Source organism: Erythrobacter sp. HA7-11 (genome assembly GCF_055693605.1).
In genome coordinates this window covers 525527-540912 of the sequence record NZ_JBVFUF010000002.1, presented here as the reverse complement: position 1 = coordinate 540912, position 15386 = coordinate 525527, and the positions used below count along the sequence as shown (strand labels likewise).

The window sequence follows — 15386 nt, the reverse complement described above, 5'->3', positions numbered from 1 at the left end:
AGTCCATGCGCATTGTGGTGCAGGCATATTTGACCATAGATACCGAGTATTCCTCGGGCCTCTTCAAGGGCAGAAATGCTGCGGATCGTGCGGACAATTTCGCGCGCTCGATTGCCTGCATCACGCCCGATGGTCCTGTTGGCGTTCCTTACAAGCTGGAGCGCTTTGCCGAACACGGGTTGAAAGCGGTGTTTTTCGTCGATCCGATGCCCGCGATGGTCTGGGGTATCGCCGCGATCGAAGACATCGTCGGCCCAATCATCGAGGCTGGTCAGGATGTGCAATTGCACTGCCACACCGAATGGCTCGAGATCGCCGGTCCCGACGCCGCCCTAAAGGGACAGGCTGGCAAAGATATCCAAGACTTTACCTTTGATGAGCAATGCGAATTGATCAGCTATGCGCGAGACACGCTGGTGGCGGCGGGTGCGCCCAAGCCGGTCGCGTTCCGGGCGGGCAATTATGGCGCAAATGACGACACGCTACGCGCCCTGGCAGCGCTCGGCATTCGCTACGATAGCAGCCATTGCCCAGGACTAGTCGACGTCGGACCGTGCGCGATCAGCTTAACGGGCCAAGACCTCTCGCCCATGCTGTTTAAAGGCGTGATCGAGGTGCCAATAGGCGCGATCGGTACGGTCACGGGCGGACTGCGTCATGCGCAGATCACCGCCTTGTCGCTCGGCGAGATGACGACCGCCTTGCGCCATGCGCGGGATACCGGACAGCAAAGCTTCACCATCGTTACGCATTCGTTTGAGCTGCTTAATCGGACCACGCAGCTCGCCAACGCAATCGTAAAAAGGCGCTTCGATGGGCTCTGCAAAGCGATCGCCGAAATGGACGGAGTGGTGACCGGCAATTATCGCGACAACCCGCCTTTGCATGCGGGATTAACGAGCGCAGGATCAGCCGCCGCCTTGCCCGCCAATCCGCTGCGGACTGGCTGGCGCATGGTTGAACAATTCGCGTCCAACAAACTGTATGGAGCGCTCTGATGGCGAGCGCAGCCACCACAATTGACTTCACCATTGGATCGCGACGCTTGCTCGCGGTTGGTCGTGAGCTTTCCACGTGGAGCTTCAGCTTGGAGGATATCCTTCACGGCTCGGACAAGATTTTTGCCCCGCCGCAATCGGGGTCGGACGGGTTACGCGTGCTATCTGCGCCCCAATCTTCGCTGCCAGCCATCCGCGCGCATTTTCCGGATCATTTGATTGGCGGTGAGCAATGCTACAGAAGGCACTACATCAACATGCGTCCCGAGATATGCGCGAGCTATGACGATTATCTCGCGCGCTTTTCTGGCAAGACGCGATCAACCCTGAGGCGCAAGCAGCGCAAACTCGCGAAAGAGGTAGGCGGTAGCTTTGCCGTTACCGAGCACCGCACTCCCGCCGAAGTTGAGGCGTTTCTTGATGCCGCGCTCCCCCTGTCGGCCAAGACCTACCAGGCGCGGCTGCTCAATGCTGGCCTTCCTGATACGCCAGAGGCGCGCCGCACAATGCTGGAGCAGGCCGAAGCAGGCGCTATGCGTTGCTATCTGCTGCACGTAAACGAAGAGGCAATCGCATACCTCTCGCTTCCGATAGTCGGCAAGACGCTGGTTTATGCGCATCTGGGGTATGATCCAGATTGGTCGCGTCTATCACCCGGCACGGTCTTACAGATGGAGGCGCTTGAACGCCTGTTCGCCGATCAGAGCTTCGACTACTTCGACTTCACCGAGGGCGAAGGCGCACATAAAGCGATGTTCGCAACCGACAGCGTCGATTGCCTAAGCTTCTCGCTGCTCAAACCGACAATCGCCAATCGCGTCTTGCTCGGCTCGCGCAAGGGCTTCGATCAGATTGTCACAAAGTCGAAGAGCCTGGCAGAACGCTCGGGAGCCTTGGGCAAAGTGCGTAGCCTGTTGCGCGCATAAGCGAAAGGGGCCGGAAGCGATGTGCTCCCAGCCCCTTTACATGTCTCAATCGAGTAAGAAAGCGTTACGCGCCTTCGATCTCGGCAACGTCGATCTTCAGACCGGGGCCCATGGTCGAGGTCAAAGCGACCTTCTTCACGTACTTGCCCTTCGCGCCTGATGGCTTGGCTTTCACAATCGCTTGCGTCAGCGCTTCGAAGTTGGCTTTCAGATCCGCGTCCTTGAACGACAGCTTGCCGATGCCGGAGTGGATAATGCCCTGCTTCTCAACGCGGAACTCGACCTGGCCGCCCTTGGCGTCCTTGACGGCTTGCTCAACATTAGGCGTAACCGTGCCCAGCTTCGGGTTTGGCATCAGGCCCTTCGGACCGAGCACCTTACCGAGGCGCCCGACCACACCCATCATGTCGGGCGTCGCGATGATCCGGTCATAGTCGAGATTGCCGGCCTGCATGTCTTCCATCAGGTCTTCTGCGCCAACCTTGTCAGCGCCAGCAGCGGTCGCCTTGTCAGCGTTGTCGCCGCGCGCGAACACAGCAACCTTCACGTCCTTGCCCGTGCCAGATGGCAGCGAGACCATGCCGCGGACCTGCTGGTCTGCGTGACGCGGGTCAACACCCAGGTTCATCGCCAGCTCGACGGTTTCGTCGAACTTCGCTTTGTGCTCACGCAAGGTCGCGATTGCCTCGTCGACCGTGTAGAGCTTCTCGCCGTCCAGCTCTGCGCGGACCTTCTGCTTCTTTGTCAGTTTAGCCATGGTCAGCCCTCCACCTCGAGGCCCATCGACTGTGCCGAGCCTTCGATGATCTTCATTGCCTGGTCGATATCGTTCGCGTTGAGGTCCTTCATCTTGGCCTCTGCGATTTCCTTGAGCTGGCTGCGGGTAACCTTGCCGACCTTGTCCTTGTTCGGCTCACCCGAACCCTTCTTCACCTTGGCGGCCTTCTTCAGGTAGTAGGACGCAGGCGGGGTCTTGGTCGTGAAGCTGAACGAACGGTCCGCATAGACGGTGATCGTCGTTGGGATCGGAGCGTTCTTTTCAAGGTCCTGCGTCGCGGCATTGAACGCCTTGCAGAATTCCATGATGTTCACGCCGCGCTGACCCAATGCCGGGCCGATTGGTGGTGACGGGTTTGCGGTACCAGCGGGCACCTGGAGCTTGATGTAGCCCTCAATCTTCTTGGCCATGAGAGGCCTCCTTTTCTCACTGTCCCCCGGTTCTTTCGATCCGAGGTCATGTTAAGCGGTCCAACGGAGAGCATCACCTCTCCTCCCGCGCGGAACCCCAAGTCTGAACTTGGGAAGCGGCGCACATAGCGTGTCTGCCCCGTTTTGCAAGCGATTCGGGGGGGGGGGGGTGGTTTGCGTGCCGTGCCGCCCACGCCCTCCACCCTTCCACCCGTATAATGTCCCGGTAGGTTCCGGTTGGAAGGGTGGAGGGCGCGGGTGGTGCAGTTCGTCGCTCCTAAAGCACACATGGACCGCATGTTACACGGTCCTGGGTCTAAATTCGCTTCGATCACACGATGCGGCACTAATCGAGAAAAGCGATCATTCAGGTGAGGGGACGAAGGGCAATAAATCACCCCCAACCCTTAACGTCGCTCTACTAAGGTAGGAAAATTTCTCGAACGGCTCTGCCCTACCCGCTGCTTTCGATTTCATACCTAGGCGTCTTCATGCCCTTAGTGCGGCTAGTGAGGTGGAACCGGCGGCATAGCTCGCAGGAGTAGGCGCGCAGCTTGAAGGGCGCGCTCGCAGCGACGCATTCCGCTTCGTCGCGGGTCGCGTAATTGCGCTTGCGATTGCAGATGGCCGGGCGGGTTTTCATAAGAGCCTCAGTTACGAACCATAACGGTCGCGGAGCGACCGCAAGCCCGACCGGGCGCCCTCAGCGATGCGGCGCTCAGGCCGCGTGAACGAGGAAATCGCACCCCGGATGGGGTGCGCAACAAAAACCACTACTTAACCAGTTCGACCTGCTCAAACTCGAGCTCGACCGGAGTAGCGCGGCCAAAGATCGAGACCGAAACCTTGACCTTCGCCTTGTCGAAATCGAGCTCCTCGACAATGCCGTTGAAGCTCGCGAATGGACCGTCGAGCACTTTGACAGAATCGCCAATCTCGTAATCGACGCTGATGTCTTTCTTGGGTGCAGACTTGGCTTCTTCCACACCGCCGAAATAGCGCGCAGCTTCTTTTTCGCTGATTGCCTGCGGCTTGTTATTATTGCCGAGGAAGCCGGTGACTTTCGGCGTGTTCTTCACCAGGTGATAGATGTCGTCGTTCATCCGCAGCTTGGCGAGGACGTAGCCGGGCATAAACTTGCGCTCGACCTGAACCTTCTTGCCGCGCTTTACCTCGGTCACGGTTTCGGTCGGAACTTCGATTTCCTCAACGCCTTCGGACAGGCCGAGCCGCTCTGCTTCAGAGATGATCGCCTCTTTGACCTTGTTTTCAAATCCGGAATAAGCGTGGATGATGTACCAGCGAGCCATCGAAAATCCTCAAAACCAAATGCCCAGTCGGGCTAAAAATGCGCGGGCAAGAGTAGCGAAACCCTGCCCTGCCAAAACCTTTTATGCGAGCGTCAGTAACCAGGACACGATCGAGCTGAAAACGGTGTCGATCCCGAGGAAGAACAGCGACAGGATCACCATCATGATGAAGACGAAGATCGCGGTGCGGATCGTCTCTTCACGGGTCGGCCACACAACCTTGCTGGTTTCAGTGCGAACCTGATTGACGAATTCCGCAGGAGACGTCTTGCGCTTTTTCTCTTCGGCCATGATGCGAGCCTTACTGTCCTTACAAACTTGACGCGGGTCTTGCCGCCATTGCTTTCAGGTAGGGTTTCGCGCCGCCCCGAACAAGTCCGGGAGGGGCGAAGCTGATTGTCGATGTCGGAAAGACGCTTTCGCCACTACGCGCGAGTCTTGCCGAATGCAAGCCCTCCGAAATCGAGCCATGAGCGGCTGGCGTGCGCGGTTGGCGCGCCGGGCTCCGACTCGATTGCTTCAAATTCTTAAGGGGCTGGTCAAGGCGAAGCCATCGCTCTAGCGTGCGCGCTCAATCTGGCCGTCACGGGGAAATGGACGAGCCAGAACGCAAGGTACAACTTCAGGGATCCAACACATATGTCAGCAGCACCAGCGGGATCGACGACCATCGTCGACGAAGTCGTAAACGTATCCGACTTTATCTGGGGCGGGGAATGGCGCGGAGAACAACTCCTCCAGATCGCTGGCATTCCCGTTCCGCCAATGACCATCATCCTGCTCGGCATTGGCCTATGGATCATGATCGGTCTGCGTTTCTATCCGATCCGAAATCTGTTCAGCGCCTTTGCCGGACTGTTCAAGGGCCGAGAGGGCCAGGGCGACGGGGAAATCTCTCCCTTCGCCGCGCTTTCGACTGCCCTTTCCGGCCAGGTTGGCACGGGCAACCTTGCAGGCGTGGCCTTTGCGATTGCCTGGGGCGGACCGGGCGCAGTCTTCTGGATGTGGGTAACGGCTTTGATTGGCATGGCGCTTGCCTTTGCCGAAGGCTCGCTCGCGATCCGTTACCGCGAAACGACCAGTGACGGAACGAAACGCGGCGGCCCGATGAGCTACATCATGATGGGCCTGGGTCCGAAATACACCTGGCTTGCGATCATCTTCTGTCTCGGTACGCTGTTTTCTGCGCTGGTCACCGGCAACTCGATCCAGTCGAACGAAGTGGCCACTGGGCTCAATGAACTGTTCGGTATCGAGCGTTGGGTAGGCGGACTGATCGTGGCTGTCGCGGTGTTCATCGTGATTATCGGCGGAATTAAATCGATCGGTAATGTCGCGGAAAAGGTCGTGCCGTTCATGGCTGGCGCTTACATCGTGCTCGCGATTATTGCGCTTACCCTGAACGCTGGCGACCTGCCTGAAACGTTCAGCCGCATCTTTGCTGGTGCGTTCAATAACCAGGCAGCCGAAGGTGGCTTTGTCGGTGCGGCGATCATCATTGCGATCCGCGCCGGTGTCGCGCGGGGCCTGTTCTCGAACGAGGCTGGGCAAGGTTCGACCCCGATTGCACACGCTGTCGCTCAGACCAACGATCCTGAACAACAGGGCCGCATGGCGATGCTCGGCACCTTTATCGACACGATTGTAATCTGCACCATGACCGCACTCGTGATCCTGACTGTTCAAGGTGACTTCACAGGCGCTGGACAGGCGGTCGATCATGTCTGGCAGTCTGATCTCAGCACCGTGGAAACCGCAGGCGTTGCGACAACCATTGCCGCCTACAGCGCCGCCTTCCCGACGCCAATCTTTGACATCCCATTGGGCACTTTGGTGGTCAGCGTGGCACTTATCCTGTTCGTGTTCACTACCCTCCTTACCTGGAGTTATTATGGCGAGCGGGCGATCACCTTCATCTATGACCGCGTGCCGGGATCGACGCGCGGCGGGGAGAAGATCTTGCACATCATATGGCGGGTGATCTGGTGCATCGCGATCTTCATCGGAGCGACACAGCCGTCTCAGCTGGTCTGGCGCCTCGGCGATATCTCCAACGCCGCAATGGCACTGCCCAACCTGCTGGCGCTGGCACTCTTGTCAGGTGTGGTGTTCAAGCTGGCGAAGGGCGACAAGACGGCTGGTACCGATCACCATGTCGACACCAAGGAAGAACCGAACGAATACTGATCCAGGCGCAACACGGCGCCCCTGAGCTAAGAAGGCCGGCCCTGCGAAACGCGCAAGGCCGGCCTTTGTTGCGTTCAGCTCAGCCTGGGTCCAAGAGGCGAGCCGAACACGAAACTGAAGTCGTTTTTAACGGTCGCCAAACCAGCGTTCGAGCAGACCCGGCTCTTCCATCGGGCGGATCTTGCCATGCTTGAGTTGACGCAGGGAGGGGTCCGAATGCGGCTTAGGGTCAAGCCAGCTGTCAGAGCCGGTTGTATGGATGGGGGCAGAAGTCAAAGCTTTGATCTCCTTGTACTAAATCTGAGACGATTACTCAGAATAACCCCCTATCGCGCAGGTGGTTCCCGCATCGCGTGAGATAGTTCGTTCTTCAGCTGCGTTGGCTCGCTCGCGGCCAATGTCGGATAAACTTTGCGGGCCGGCCCGCCAGGAGGTGACCGGCCCACTTGGTGTCTGGGGTAGCGAGACGAGCGCCTATGTGCCGCGTTCAGATAGAGAAAAACCGACCACGGGCTTACGTGTTTACACCCAGCCCGCTCGTCCGCGACCGACAACAGGCGCGCGATGTTAAGCGCCCGCAACGCAATCAGATTTCAACGCTGGTGGGAAATGGCAGGGGTGACAGGATTCGAACCCGTGGCCCTCGGTTTTGGAGACCGATGCTCTACCAACTGAGCTACACCCCTGCATGGGAGCGAAGGCCTCTATCGCCAAGCGTGGCGCATGGCAACATCAATGAACACCACAATTGCAATTTGACCGGATGCAATTTGCTTTAGCCAAGCCCGGCCCGAAGCTGCTACAATATATCGACAATGCACTCGCCCCACCCCGCTCTGATCCCGCCGGACATGCTGCTGCTCGCTTATCAAAGCGGCATTTTTCCGATGTCCGACCGGCATGATGACCCCGAGGTATTTTGGGTCGAGCCGCGCGAGCGCGCGATAATACCACTCAACGAGTTTCGCCTTTCGAAGTCACTCAGAAAAGTGGTGCGCCAGGATCGATTTGAAGTGACCCTCAATCAGGATTTTGCCGCCGTCATCTCCGCCTGCGCACAGCCGCGCCCTGACCATCCCGAAACCTGGATCAGCGAGCGGATTATCGCCAGCTATCGCCAGCTGCACGCCCATGGCTCGGCCCATTCGATCGAATGCTGGCTGAGAGACGATGCAGGCAAACGTCAGCTAGTCGGAGGGCTTTATGGCGTGTCCTTCGACCGGGTGTTCTGCGGAGAGAGCATGTTTTCGCGGTCTGACAATGCCAGCAAGGTTGCGCTCACTTGGCTGGTCGCGCTGATGCGGCATGCCGGATACACTTTGCTAGACTGCCAGTTTATGACCGATCATCTGGCCAGGCTCGGCGCGGTCGAGATACCGCAGGCAGACTATCTGAAATTGATGGCCGAGGCGCGCGAGGCTCCGCCGAGGCTTAGCCTAAATCAGGCCTATCGCGCTTTCACGAGCGACGATCACTCCTCGCCCGGAAACTCCATCGCGCAGTCTTTCACCCAGACATCGTAGATCGGGTGCTCAACCACGTTGAGGCTCGGCGAGTTCTTGAACAGCCAGCCGGAAAAGACGCCGGTGAAATCTGCCGATCCGCGCTCCTGAACGAGCACCTGCACAAAGGCGCCGGTTTCCTGAGGCATTTCCCACGGCGCGGTGCGCTCGCATGCAGACAAGCGGATGATGACGGGGCCAGCCCGGCGGGTTTCACCGGGGCTCATTTCAAAGTCCTGGCTGACATTGTTGCGCTTGTTGAGCAGACCAATGGTCGCAACCCGCTCGGTCATCGGGGTCGCGCCTTCGACTTCCTCGACTTCGATATCGGGCCCCTGCGCAGCGGCGATCGCCTCGGGCACCTCTGTTTCCTGAGCGCGGGGAGCGGGATCGCCTGCCTCGCTGCCGCAGGCAGCAAGGAACAAAGCCAATCCGGTCGCAAGCGAAGCGCGCATAAAATTACCCCTCGGGGGTCCAGGCCTCGTAATCGCCGACGGCCCGCGCGCGCTTGCCGCCTTTTTCGAGCGCGCCTTGCGGACGATAGGCGTCGGCGGTGCCGGTCGCATTTGGCGTGTAGTCCGCTTCCCAGATTTTTGCTGGAGGCAGATTGCTTTCCGGTACGTCGTCGAACGCGCCGTGCAGCCAGCCATGCCATTCGCTCGGCACGCGGCTCGCATCATTGGCGCCTTCGTAAATCACCCAGCGACGCTCTCGGCTGACATAAGAGCCGTCGGGCTTGTCATCGCTGCCCTTTTTGCGCTGGCGATAATATTTGTTGCCCTGCGCATCGGTGCCGACTTGCTCGCCATTGCGGCTCGACCACAGATGCGTGCCGATGGTTGCACCATCCCACCAAGTGAAGATTTTTCCGAGGAATCCCATGGGCGCTGCGTTTAGAGCGGTTTTGATCGCGCTTCAAGCGAGAGAGTGTTTAGTATCCGCATGCCATTCGGCATGCGATTTCCTCGGCCCTAACCGGCCTGCGGGCGGGCGTGCGCCCTTGCGGCTCGCTGCGCGAGCCGAGCTCCGCGACCAAGCCGAGACCGTGTTCTACGGCAACTCGTATTCGACGATATCACCCGGCTCGATACCTACTTCCGCGGCAAGTCCCCCGCGAATCTCCAGCACGGCGCTCGCAATGCCATCAGAAGCGACAGAATCGAGCGAATACGGCACGGTTTGCGCCGCGATATTGGTAATCCGCCCATCGGTGCCAACAAAGATGATGTCGAGCGGGATCGGCGTATTCTTCATCCAGAAACTACGCGGCGCGGGTGGATGGGAGGGAAAGAGCATTGCTTCATCATCGGCGAGCTCGGTGCGGAACATCAGCCCTTGTGCCTGAGCAGCCGGCGTGTCCGCCAATTCGGTGGTGAAGACAATCTCTTGAGTGCCATCATCGACCGTCACTTCGATCAAGCGAAGGCCAGATACGGGATGAATATTTTCGGCGCTGCCATTGGCGTCGGCGGTCTGCGATTCGCTATTGCGCACCTCCGGCTCGGCTTCGGCAGCGGAACATGCGCTCAGCGAGAATGCCGCCGCCAAAGCAACAAAGCGCGCAATTCTCACCATAGTCCCGTTTCTCCTGCCTCTTCCTCTTCGGCCTCTGCCAGCCAGTTATCTATTTCGCCAGTCGTTTCTGTATCAATAATGAAGCGCGCCTTGGTGAAATCGTGGCCAGCCCTGAGCATGGCGGCAATTTGCTTTTCCCTGAGTTTTGGGTCCAGTTCCTTTCGGCTGAACGGGCCAAAGCCGCGCTTGCGTGCCAGCAGGATGACCGCGCGACGCGACTCTGCCTCACTGGGTGTTTGATCATCGCGTGTCGCTTCGTCGATCCCGGCGGCATAAAGCGCCTGGTTGACCCGCCGCGCTCCGAAACCGCGCGCCATAAGATCGCGGCTTTTGGCGCGGGCATAGGCTTCATCATCGACATAGCCGAGCTCGATCATCTGCGCGACAAGGCCGCGAACGTCGAGGCGTGGCTCTTCATCGGGATTATCCTGATCTTCACCCGCAACGCCGCGCTCACGGATTTTGCGCGCCAGATAAGCCTCAAGTTTCGCCCCGCTTGTCGCAAATCTTGCAACATAGGATAGCGCCAAATCGCGCAAGGATATTTGATCGAGAGGCTTGCGGACACGCGGTTTGCGACGACGGGGGCGATCGCCCTTGCCGCGCTCGGACGATGACAATTTCGTTTCCTTTGAAACCATTTTCGCCTTATTCGTGCCACAGTCCTTATCAAGACGTGACCTTGGAACTTGCTGGACATAAAGTCCAGCGTGGTGGAATGAGGGATCAGGCGCGTTCACTTGCGCCGTAACATACGGGTATCGCTAGACAATTATGACCGACGCCGTATTGACGCCGACGCCGAATGATTGCGACCTGCAGCGCATCAGGGCTGAATTTGACACCTTTTGTGACGCGATTGACTACGCCGCGAAGAGCCAAAAAGGGCTCAACTTCCACGATATGCGTGGACAATTAGAGCGCGTTTACCCCTATTCAGAGATGCGCGAAGACGCGCTGGTGATGGCCCGCCGCCTCACCGCTTTCGGGATTAGCAAGGAAGATCGCGTCGCGCTGATCGCCGAGACCGGACCAGATTTTGCCGCGCTATTCTGCGCCTGCGTCTATGTTGGCGCTTGGCCCGTTCCGCTGCCATTGCCAACCACTTTTGGCGGCAAGGAAAGCTACATTGATCAGCTCGCGGTCCAATTGCAGAGCAGCGATCCAGCGGTTCTGATCTACCCAGAAGAAATCGGCGAGATGGCAAAGGCCGCCGCCGACAAGCAGGGATGCAAGGGCGAAAGCTGGCAAGAATTTGAGAAGCGTGAAGCGCCTGAATGCGAGCTGCCCAAAGCTGACCCGGAAGACATTTGCTATCTGCAATATTCCTCCGGTTCGACCCGCTTCCCGACCGGCGTTGCGGTGACGCACCGCGCGCTGCTGCATAACCTCTACGGCCATTCGACCAGCATGCAGCTGCGCGACAATGATCGCTGCATCAGCTGGCTGCCATGGTATCATGACATGGGTCTGGTCGGCTGCTTCCTGTCGCTGATCGCCAACCAGGTGTCCGGCGATTATCTGAAACCCGATGCTTTTGCCCGCCGCCCGCTCGCATGGCTCGACATGATCAGCCGCAATGAGGGCACAACGCTCTCTTATTCGCCGACCTTCGGCTATGACATTTGCGCGCGCCGGATTTCCAGCCAAAGCCATGTGGCCGAACGCTTTGACCTGTCGCGCTGGCGGGTCGCTGGCAACGGCGCGGACATGATCCGGCCCGATGTCATGCAAAGCTTCGTCAACGCCTTTGCTGAAGCGGGCTTCAAAGCGAGCGCCTTTACACCTTCCTATGGCCTTGCCGAAGCGGTGCTTGCAGTCACTGTCATGCCGCCAGGCGAAGGGATCCGCGTCGAGCTGGTCGAAGAAGAGCGCCTGTCAGGCACACCGCGCGATATCTCGCGCCCGGCCCGCTACCGCGCGATCGTCAATTGCGGCAAGACGCTGCCCGACATGGAAGTCGAAATTCGCGGCGAAGATGGACGCGCGAAGGGCGATCACCAGATCGGCAAAGTCTGGTGCGCCGGCCCAAGCGTCATGCACTCATACTTCCGCAATCAAGAAGCTACCGATGACTGCCTGGTCCATGATGAGGATGGCAACGCCTGGCTTGATACTGGCGATATGGGCTATCTCGCCGATGGCTATCTCTTCATCGTCGTACCGCGCCAAGGACATGATCATAATCAACGGCAAGAACCATTGGCCGCAGGATATTGAATGGGCGGTTGAGCAACTGCCCGGCTTCAACCACGGCGACATCGCAGCTTTTGCGGTGGAAACTGACAATGGTGAGGAAGCGCCCGCCGTGCTGGTCCATTGCCGCGTCTCTGATCCGGTTGAGCGGGTGAAGTTGCGCGAGCAGATCGCAGACAAGGTCCGCTCGGTCACTGGAATGAGCTGCGTTGTCGAGCTGGTCCCGCCGCGCACATTGCCTCGCACCAGCTCTGGCAAGCTAAGCCGCGCAAAAGCGAAGAAGCTGTATCTGGCTGGTGAAATCGTACCGTTAGATCTGGCGGCTTAGTTATTCGCGCACGCCATCCGGCGTGCGATTTCCTCGCTCATCGCGATCAAAGATCACATCGCTGCGGACGCGCAGTCGCGCTTGCGGCTGCGATGCTACCAAAACAGCACTCATAAACACCTATTCTACCGGATCTGCCCATCGCGCGCGCACTTCTCCGCGCCCCGGCACGACCGTTACTTCAGCCCCGCGCTCGGCGAGGATCTCTGCCGCGCGCGCAGCATTGTCTGGATCTCCTGTCAGCTCAACCGGCATATCCAGGCGTTGCCGCGCCCAGGCGATCGTCAACAGCGCCTGCGTCCCGGCCACATTCGGCTCTCCTTCGCCGGTGAACTCGACAAGGCTTGGTAAAGCGCCCTTTGGTGGAAGCAATTCAACCGTCCATTCCGGCTCGGTCGCGGCAATGCGCTGTTCCAAGGTGCGATATGCAACGAGCGATGCGCCATCCAGCGGTTTTGCACGCACAAGCGCTTTGCGACGGGTGCGGTCAACCAAGACATTGGCATCATCTACTCCTGCGACCAGTGCAAGCCGCTGAGCCAAAGCTTGGGCACGCGCTGAAGCCGCAGCCTCTTCCTGAGCGCGCGAGGCCGACAATTCGGCCTGCTCGGCCGCTGCGGCGCTCGCCGCTTGCGACTGGATGAGGGTCAATTCCACCGGCTTTCCCAATCTAGCGACAAGGGCACGCTCAGTGCTAGCTTCCGCCTCGGGCCTCAATTGCGCAGTAAAAACGGTTGCGGAAACCGTGATTGGTCTTGTCCCGAATTCGATTTCGAGATCGCTGACCCGCGAGCGCTCATCAAAACTCTCGGTAATCTCGCTGCGCACGATCCGCTGGGCATTGGTTTCCCACGCAATCTGTTGCAACGAGAATGCCAGCGGGATGGCAAGGCCCAGAAAGACACCGGCCACCGCTACGTTTTGAAACAGCGTGTTGCGCTCGCTCAACGTCGTGCGGAACCCATAGAGGCGCGCCATGCCCCACGCGGTCAGCGCAATGGTCAGCAAGTTGGTCACGTAAAGCAGGAGCGCGCCGGAAAAGACTGTCCAGTTCCACGTCGCCAGTCCAAATCCTACTGCTGCCAGAGGCGGCATCAAGGCGGTAGCAATCGCCACGCCAACGATTGTGCCTTCGCGCCCTCTGATCATCGCATAGGCACCTGCAAGCGCGGAAAACAGCGCAACCATCAGATCGAAAAGATTAGGCCGGGTGCGCGCCGCGATCTCAGGCGTAATCGTCTGGATCGGTGACAGAAAGACCAGAAGTGAACAGAGCGCCACGGCCATCACTGTGCCCCAGGCAAGGCTGCGCGCAGATTGCTTCAGCCAAGGATAGTCACCAATCGCCAAGGCAAAGCCAAGGCCCATGATCGGCCCCATCAAAGGTGACAAAAGCATCGCGCCGATAACGACGGCTGGCGACGACAAAAGCATACCGAGGATGGCGATACCGCCGCTCATCGCAGTCATGAAAAGGTAGCGTTCGGACAAAGCGCAGTCCTCGCGCCGTTTCTCGATCACGCTGGTCTGGTTGACCGTCCCCACGACGTCCTGAAGCCACCAGCGCCGCACGCTGAAGAGCACACGAGAAAAGGTGGAATCGCTGGTTATTGCTCCGGCTGCTGGCGCAGGATCAGGGTGGCCTGTGGCTTTGGACGCGGCGCTTTGTGGGTGCTCGCCGGCAGATGCTTCGCCAGAATTTTCATCTTCTGCCTGATTTGACATGAAATTCGCTTGTCCTTGGTCGATCAGGTTGCCCGATTAGTCGCAATTGGTAGCAAACGGAAGCGCGCGATTGCGCGGTCCGCTTTGTGATGGACGCATGGCCCGTGTTCGGGCACTATCTTGAACAATGTGTCTTAGATCACTAATACAGTTATGAGAAATGGCATTTTATCACGATTGTCGCGACATAGCTGGCTTTCAGGGAGTTGAAGAAGCCCGATGAACACACCGACGAATTCGACGCAAACGACGACGAAGACCGCAACCGATTTTGAGCTAACGCCACCCGATCCGGTGCCTGCGGTCGCGCCTGAGAAAGCTGCTGGCCTCGTTCCGGTCGATCAGGAGAAAAAGAGCAAGCTCGACGAAAAGGTCGAAGGCTTCGTCACCGATCTGGTGTCCGAAGATGCGAATTCGCCGGCATTCGGCGAGAAGGTCGATCAGATCACCCGCATGGGTCAGGAACAGATCCGCGCGGCGGCAGCCATGTCGAACCGCTTCTTGGACCGTCCGGTCCGCTCAATGGACGGCGATGGCTCGGTCGGCGCTGACCTTGCTGAATTGCGCCGCACGGTCGAAGACCTCGACCCGGGCCGCAAGGGCAAGCTGCGTGGGCGCAAGCTGTTCGGCATCATACCATTCGGCAACAAGCTGCAAAACTATTTTGACAGCTACACCTCTTCGCAGGGCCACATCCAATCGATCCTTGAGCGGCTGGCTTCGGGCAAGAAGGAATTGCACGAAGACAACGCCGCGATTGATGTCGAGCGGCAGAAATTGTGGGCCGCGATGGGCGAATTGGAGCAGATGATCCACATTGCCAAGCGGCTGGATGAGCGGCTTGAGGAAAAGGCCAATGAGCTCGACGCTACCGATCCGGCGAAGGCCAAGGCAATCCGCGAAAGCGCGCTGTTCTATGTTCGTCAACGCACGCAGGATTTGCTGACGCAGATGGCGGTGAGCGTGCAGGGTTATCTCTCGCTTGATCTCGTGAAAAAGAACAATGTCGAGCTGGTCAAAGGCGTCGACCGCGCCAGCACCACTACCGTTGGGGCTTTGCGCACGGCGGTAACAGTGGCTCAGGCGATGACCAACCAGCGACTGGTGCTGGGCCAGATCACCGCGCTCAACGAGACGACCAGTGGGATCATCGATTCCACCAGCACATTGCTGCGCGAACAGACCGGCAAAATCCACGAACAGGCCGCCTCCAGCACAATCCCGCTTGAGACCCTGCAACGCGCCTTCCAGAACATTTACGACACGATGGACGAGGTCGACGAGTTCAAGGTGCGCGCACTGCAGAACATGAAGCAGACCGTCACCGTTCTGTCCGAAGAGGTCGAGAAGTCGAAAGGCTATATCGCACGGGCAGAAGGTCAGGCGCAGGCCGAAAGCAAGGTCGCGTCTGAGCCATCGCTGCTGGCGCTGGATAACTGAGCGGGCGCATA

At 58.9% G+C, this 15386-nt stretch carries 16 protein-coding genes, 1 tRNA gene and 1 pseudogene; 6 read left to right on the top strand and 12 right to left on the bottom strand.

What is annotated here, in order from left to right:
• The first annotated feature begins 29 nt into the window (after positions 1–29).
• Positions 30–998: a polysaccharide deacetylase family protein gene (locus ACZ1GU_RS02875; protein ID WP_472646615.1), complete on the top strand. Its 969-nt coding sequence runs from the start codon at positions 30–32 to the stop codon at positions 996–998.
• A complete protein-coding gene (locus tag ACZ1GU_RS02870; RefSeq protein ID WP_472646614.1) occupies positions 998–1924 on the top strand; it encodes a GNAT family N-acetyltransferase in 927 nt (308 codons plus the stop codon). The genes ACZ1GU_RS02875 and ACZ1GU_RS02870 overlap by 1 nt, the downstream gene beginning before the upstream one ends.
• Positions 1925–1988: 64 nt before the next feature.
• On the opposite strand, the gene rplA is transcribed toward ACZ1GU_RS02870, so the two are convergent.
• The 5 genes from rplA to secE all read right to left on the bottom strand — a co-directional run bounded on the left by rplA (position 1989) and on the right by secE (position 4713).
• Entirely contained in the window at positions 1989–2681 is a 693-nt protein-coding gene (gene rplA / locus ACZ1GU_RS02865; RefSeq protein WP_472646613.1) for a 50S ribosomal protein L1, read from the bottom strand.
• 2 nt (positions 2682–2683) lie between these two features.
• Positions 2684–3112, bottom strand: a complete 429-nt coding sequence (gene rplK, locus ACZ1GU_RS02860) for a 50S ribosomal protein L11 (protein ID WP_472646612.1) — start codon at positions 3110–3112, stop codon at positions 2684–2686.
• Between the two features lie 454 nt (positions 3113–3566).
• On the bottom strand, positions 3567–3755 hold the full coding sequence (locus tag ACZ1GU_RS02855) for a hypothetical protein (protein ID WP_472646611.1): 189 nt from the start codon (positions 3753–3755) through the stop codon (positions 3567–3569).
• A gap of 130 nt (positions 3756–3885) precedes the next feature.
• Complete coding sequence (gene nusG / locus ACZ1GU_RS02850; RefSeq protein ID WP_472646610.1) at positions 3886–4422, bottom strand: transcription termination/antitermination protein NusG; 537 nt, start codon at positions 4420–4422, stop codon at positions 3886–3888.
• An 81-nt stretch (positions 4423–4503) separates the two neighbouring features.
• Complete coding sequence (secE, locus tag ACZ1GU_RS02845) at positions 4504–4713, bottom strand: preprotein translocase subunit SecE (protein ID WP_472646609.1); 210 nt, start codon at positions 4711–4713, stop codon at positions 4504–4506.
• A 348-nt stretch (positions 4714–5061) separates the two neighbouring features.
• Here secE and ACZ1GU_RS02840 point away from each other — a divergent pair, with 348 nt between their 5' ends.
• Positions 5062–6609: an alanine/glycine:cation symporter family protein gene (locus tag ACZ1GU_RS02840; RefSeq protein WP_472646608.1), complete on the top strand. Its 1548-nt coding sequence runs from the start codon at positions 5062–5064 to the stop codon at positions 6607–6609.
• 126 nt (positions 6610–6735) lie between these two features.
• On the opposite strand, the gene ACZ1GU_RS02835 is transcribed toward ACZ1GU_RS02840, so the two are convergent.
• Both ACZ1GU_RS02835 and ACZ1GU_RS02830 read right to left on the bottom strand, forming a co-directional pair.
• The gene (locus tag ACZ1GU_RS02835; protein ID WP_472646607.1) at positions 6736–6885 is read right to left on the bottom strand and encodes a hypothetical protein; all 150 of its coding nucleotides are present in this window, start codon (positions 6883–6885) and stop codon (positions 6736–6738) included.
• A 334-nt stretch (positions 6886–7219) separates the two neighbouring features.
• Positions 7220–7295 (bottom strand) — tRNA-Trp (locus ACZ1GU_RS02830).
• 129 nt (positions 7296–7424) lie between these two features.
• Here ACZ1GU_RS02830 and aat point away from each other — a divergent pair.
• The gene (gene aat, locus ACZ1GU_RS02825) at positions 7425–8132 is read left to right on the top strand and encodes a leucyl/phenylalanyl-tRNA--protein transferase (RefSeq protein WP_472646606.1); all 708 of its coding nucleotides are present in this window, start codon (positions 7425–7427) and stop codon (positions 8130–8132) included.
• Here the strand turns inward: aat and ACZ1GU_RS02820 are convergent.
• The 4 genes from ACZ1GU_RS02820 to ACZ1GU_RS02805 form a co-directional block, all read right to left on the bottom strand.
• Entirely contained in the window at positions 8081–8566 is a 486-nt protein-coding gene (locus tag ACZ1GU_RS02820; RefSeq protein WP_472646605.1) for a DUF2155 domain-containing protein, read from the bottom strand. The genes aat and ACZ1GU_RS02820 overlap by 52 nt on opposite strands.
• Positions 8567–8570: 4 nt before the next feature.
• A complete protein-coding gene (locus tag ACZ1GU_RS02815; RefSeq protein WP_472646604.1) occupies positions 8571–8993 on the bottom strand; it encodes an NADH:ubiquinone oxidoreductase subunit NDUFA12 in 423 nt (140 codons plus the stop codon).
• A gap of 168 nt (positions 8994–9161) precedes the next feature.
• A complete protein-coding gene (locus tag ACZ1GU_RS02810; RefSeq protein ID WP_472646603.1) occupies positions 9162–9686 on the bottom strand; it encodes a DUF192 domain-containing protein in 525 nt (174 codons plus the stop codon).
• Positions 9680–10306, bottom strand: a complete 627-nt coding sequence (locus tag ACZ1GU_RS02805; RefSeq protein ID WP_472646602.1) for a regulatory protein RecX — start codon at positions 10304–10306, stop codon at positions 9680–9682. The genes ACZ1GU_RS02810 and ACZ1GU_RS02805 overlap by 7 nt, the downstream gene beginning before the upstream one ends.
• A 154-nt stretch (positions 10307–10460) precedes the next feature.
• On the opposite strand from ACZ1GU_RS02805, the pseudogene ACZ1GU_RS02800 reads away from it, so the two are divergent.
• Positions 10461–12210: pseudogene (locus tag ACZ1GU_RS02800) on the top strand (fatty acyl-AMP ligase).
• 120 nt (positions 12211–12330) lie between these two features.
• Here ACZ1GU_RS02800 and ACZ1GU_RS02795 read toward each other — a convergent pair.
• The gene (locus ACZ1GU_RS02795) at positions 12331–13935 is read right to left on the bottom strand and encodes a DUF389 domain-containing protein (protein ID WP_472646601.1); all 1605 of its coding nucleotides are present in this window, start codon (positions 13933–13935) and stop codon (positions 12331–12333) included.
• A 219-nt stretch (positions 13936–14154) separates the two neighbouring features.
• Between ACZ1GU_RS02795 and ACZ1GU_RS02790 the strand changes: the two genes are divergently transcribed.
• Positions 14155–15375 (top strand): toxic anion resistance protein, encoded by a 1221-nt coding sequence (locus ACZ1GU_RS02790; protein ID WP_472646600.1) that lies wholly within the window; start codon positions 14155–14157, stop codon positions 15373–15375.
• Positions 15376–15386 lie beyond the last annotated feature (11 nt).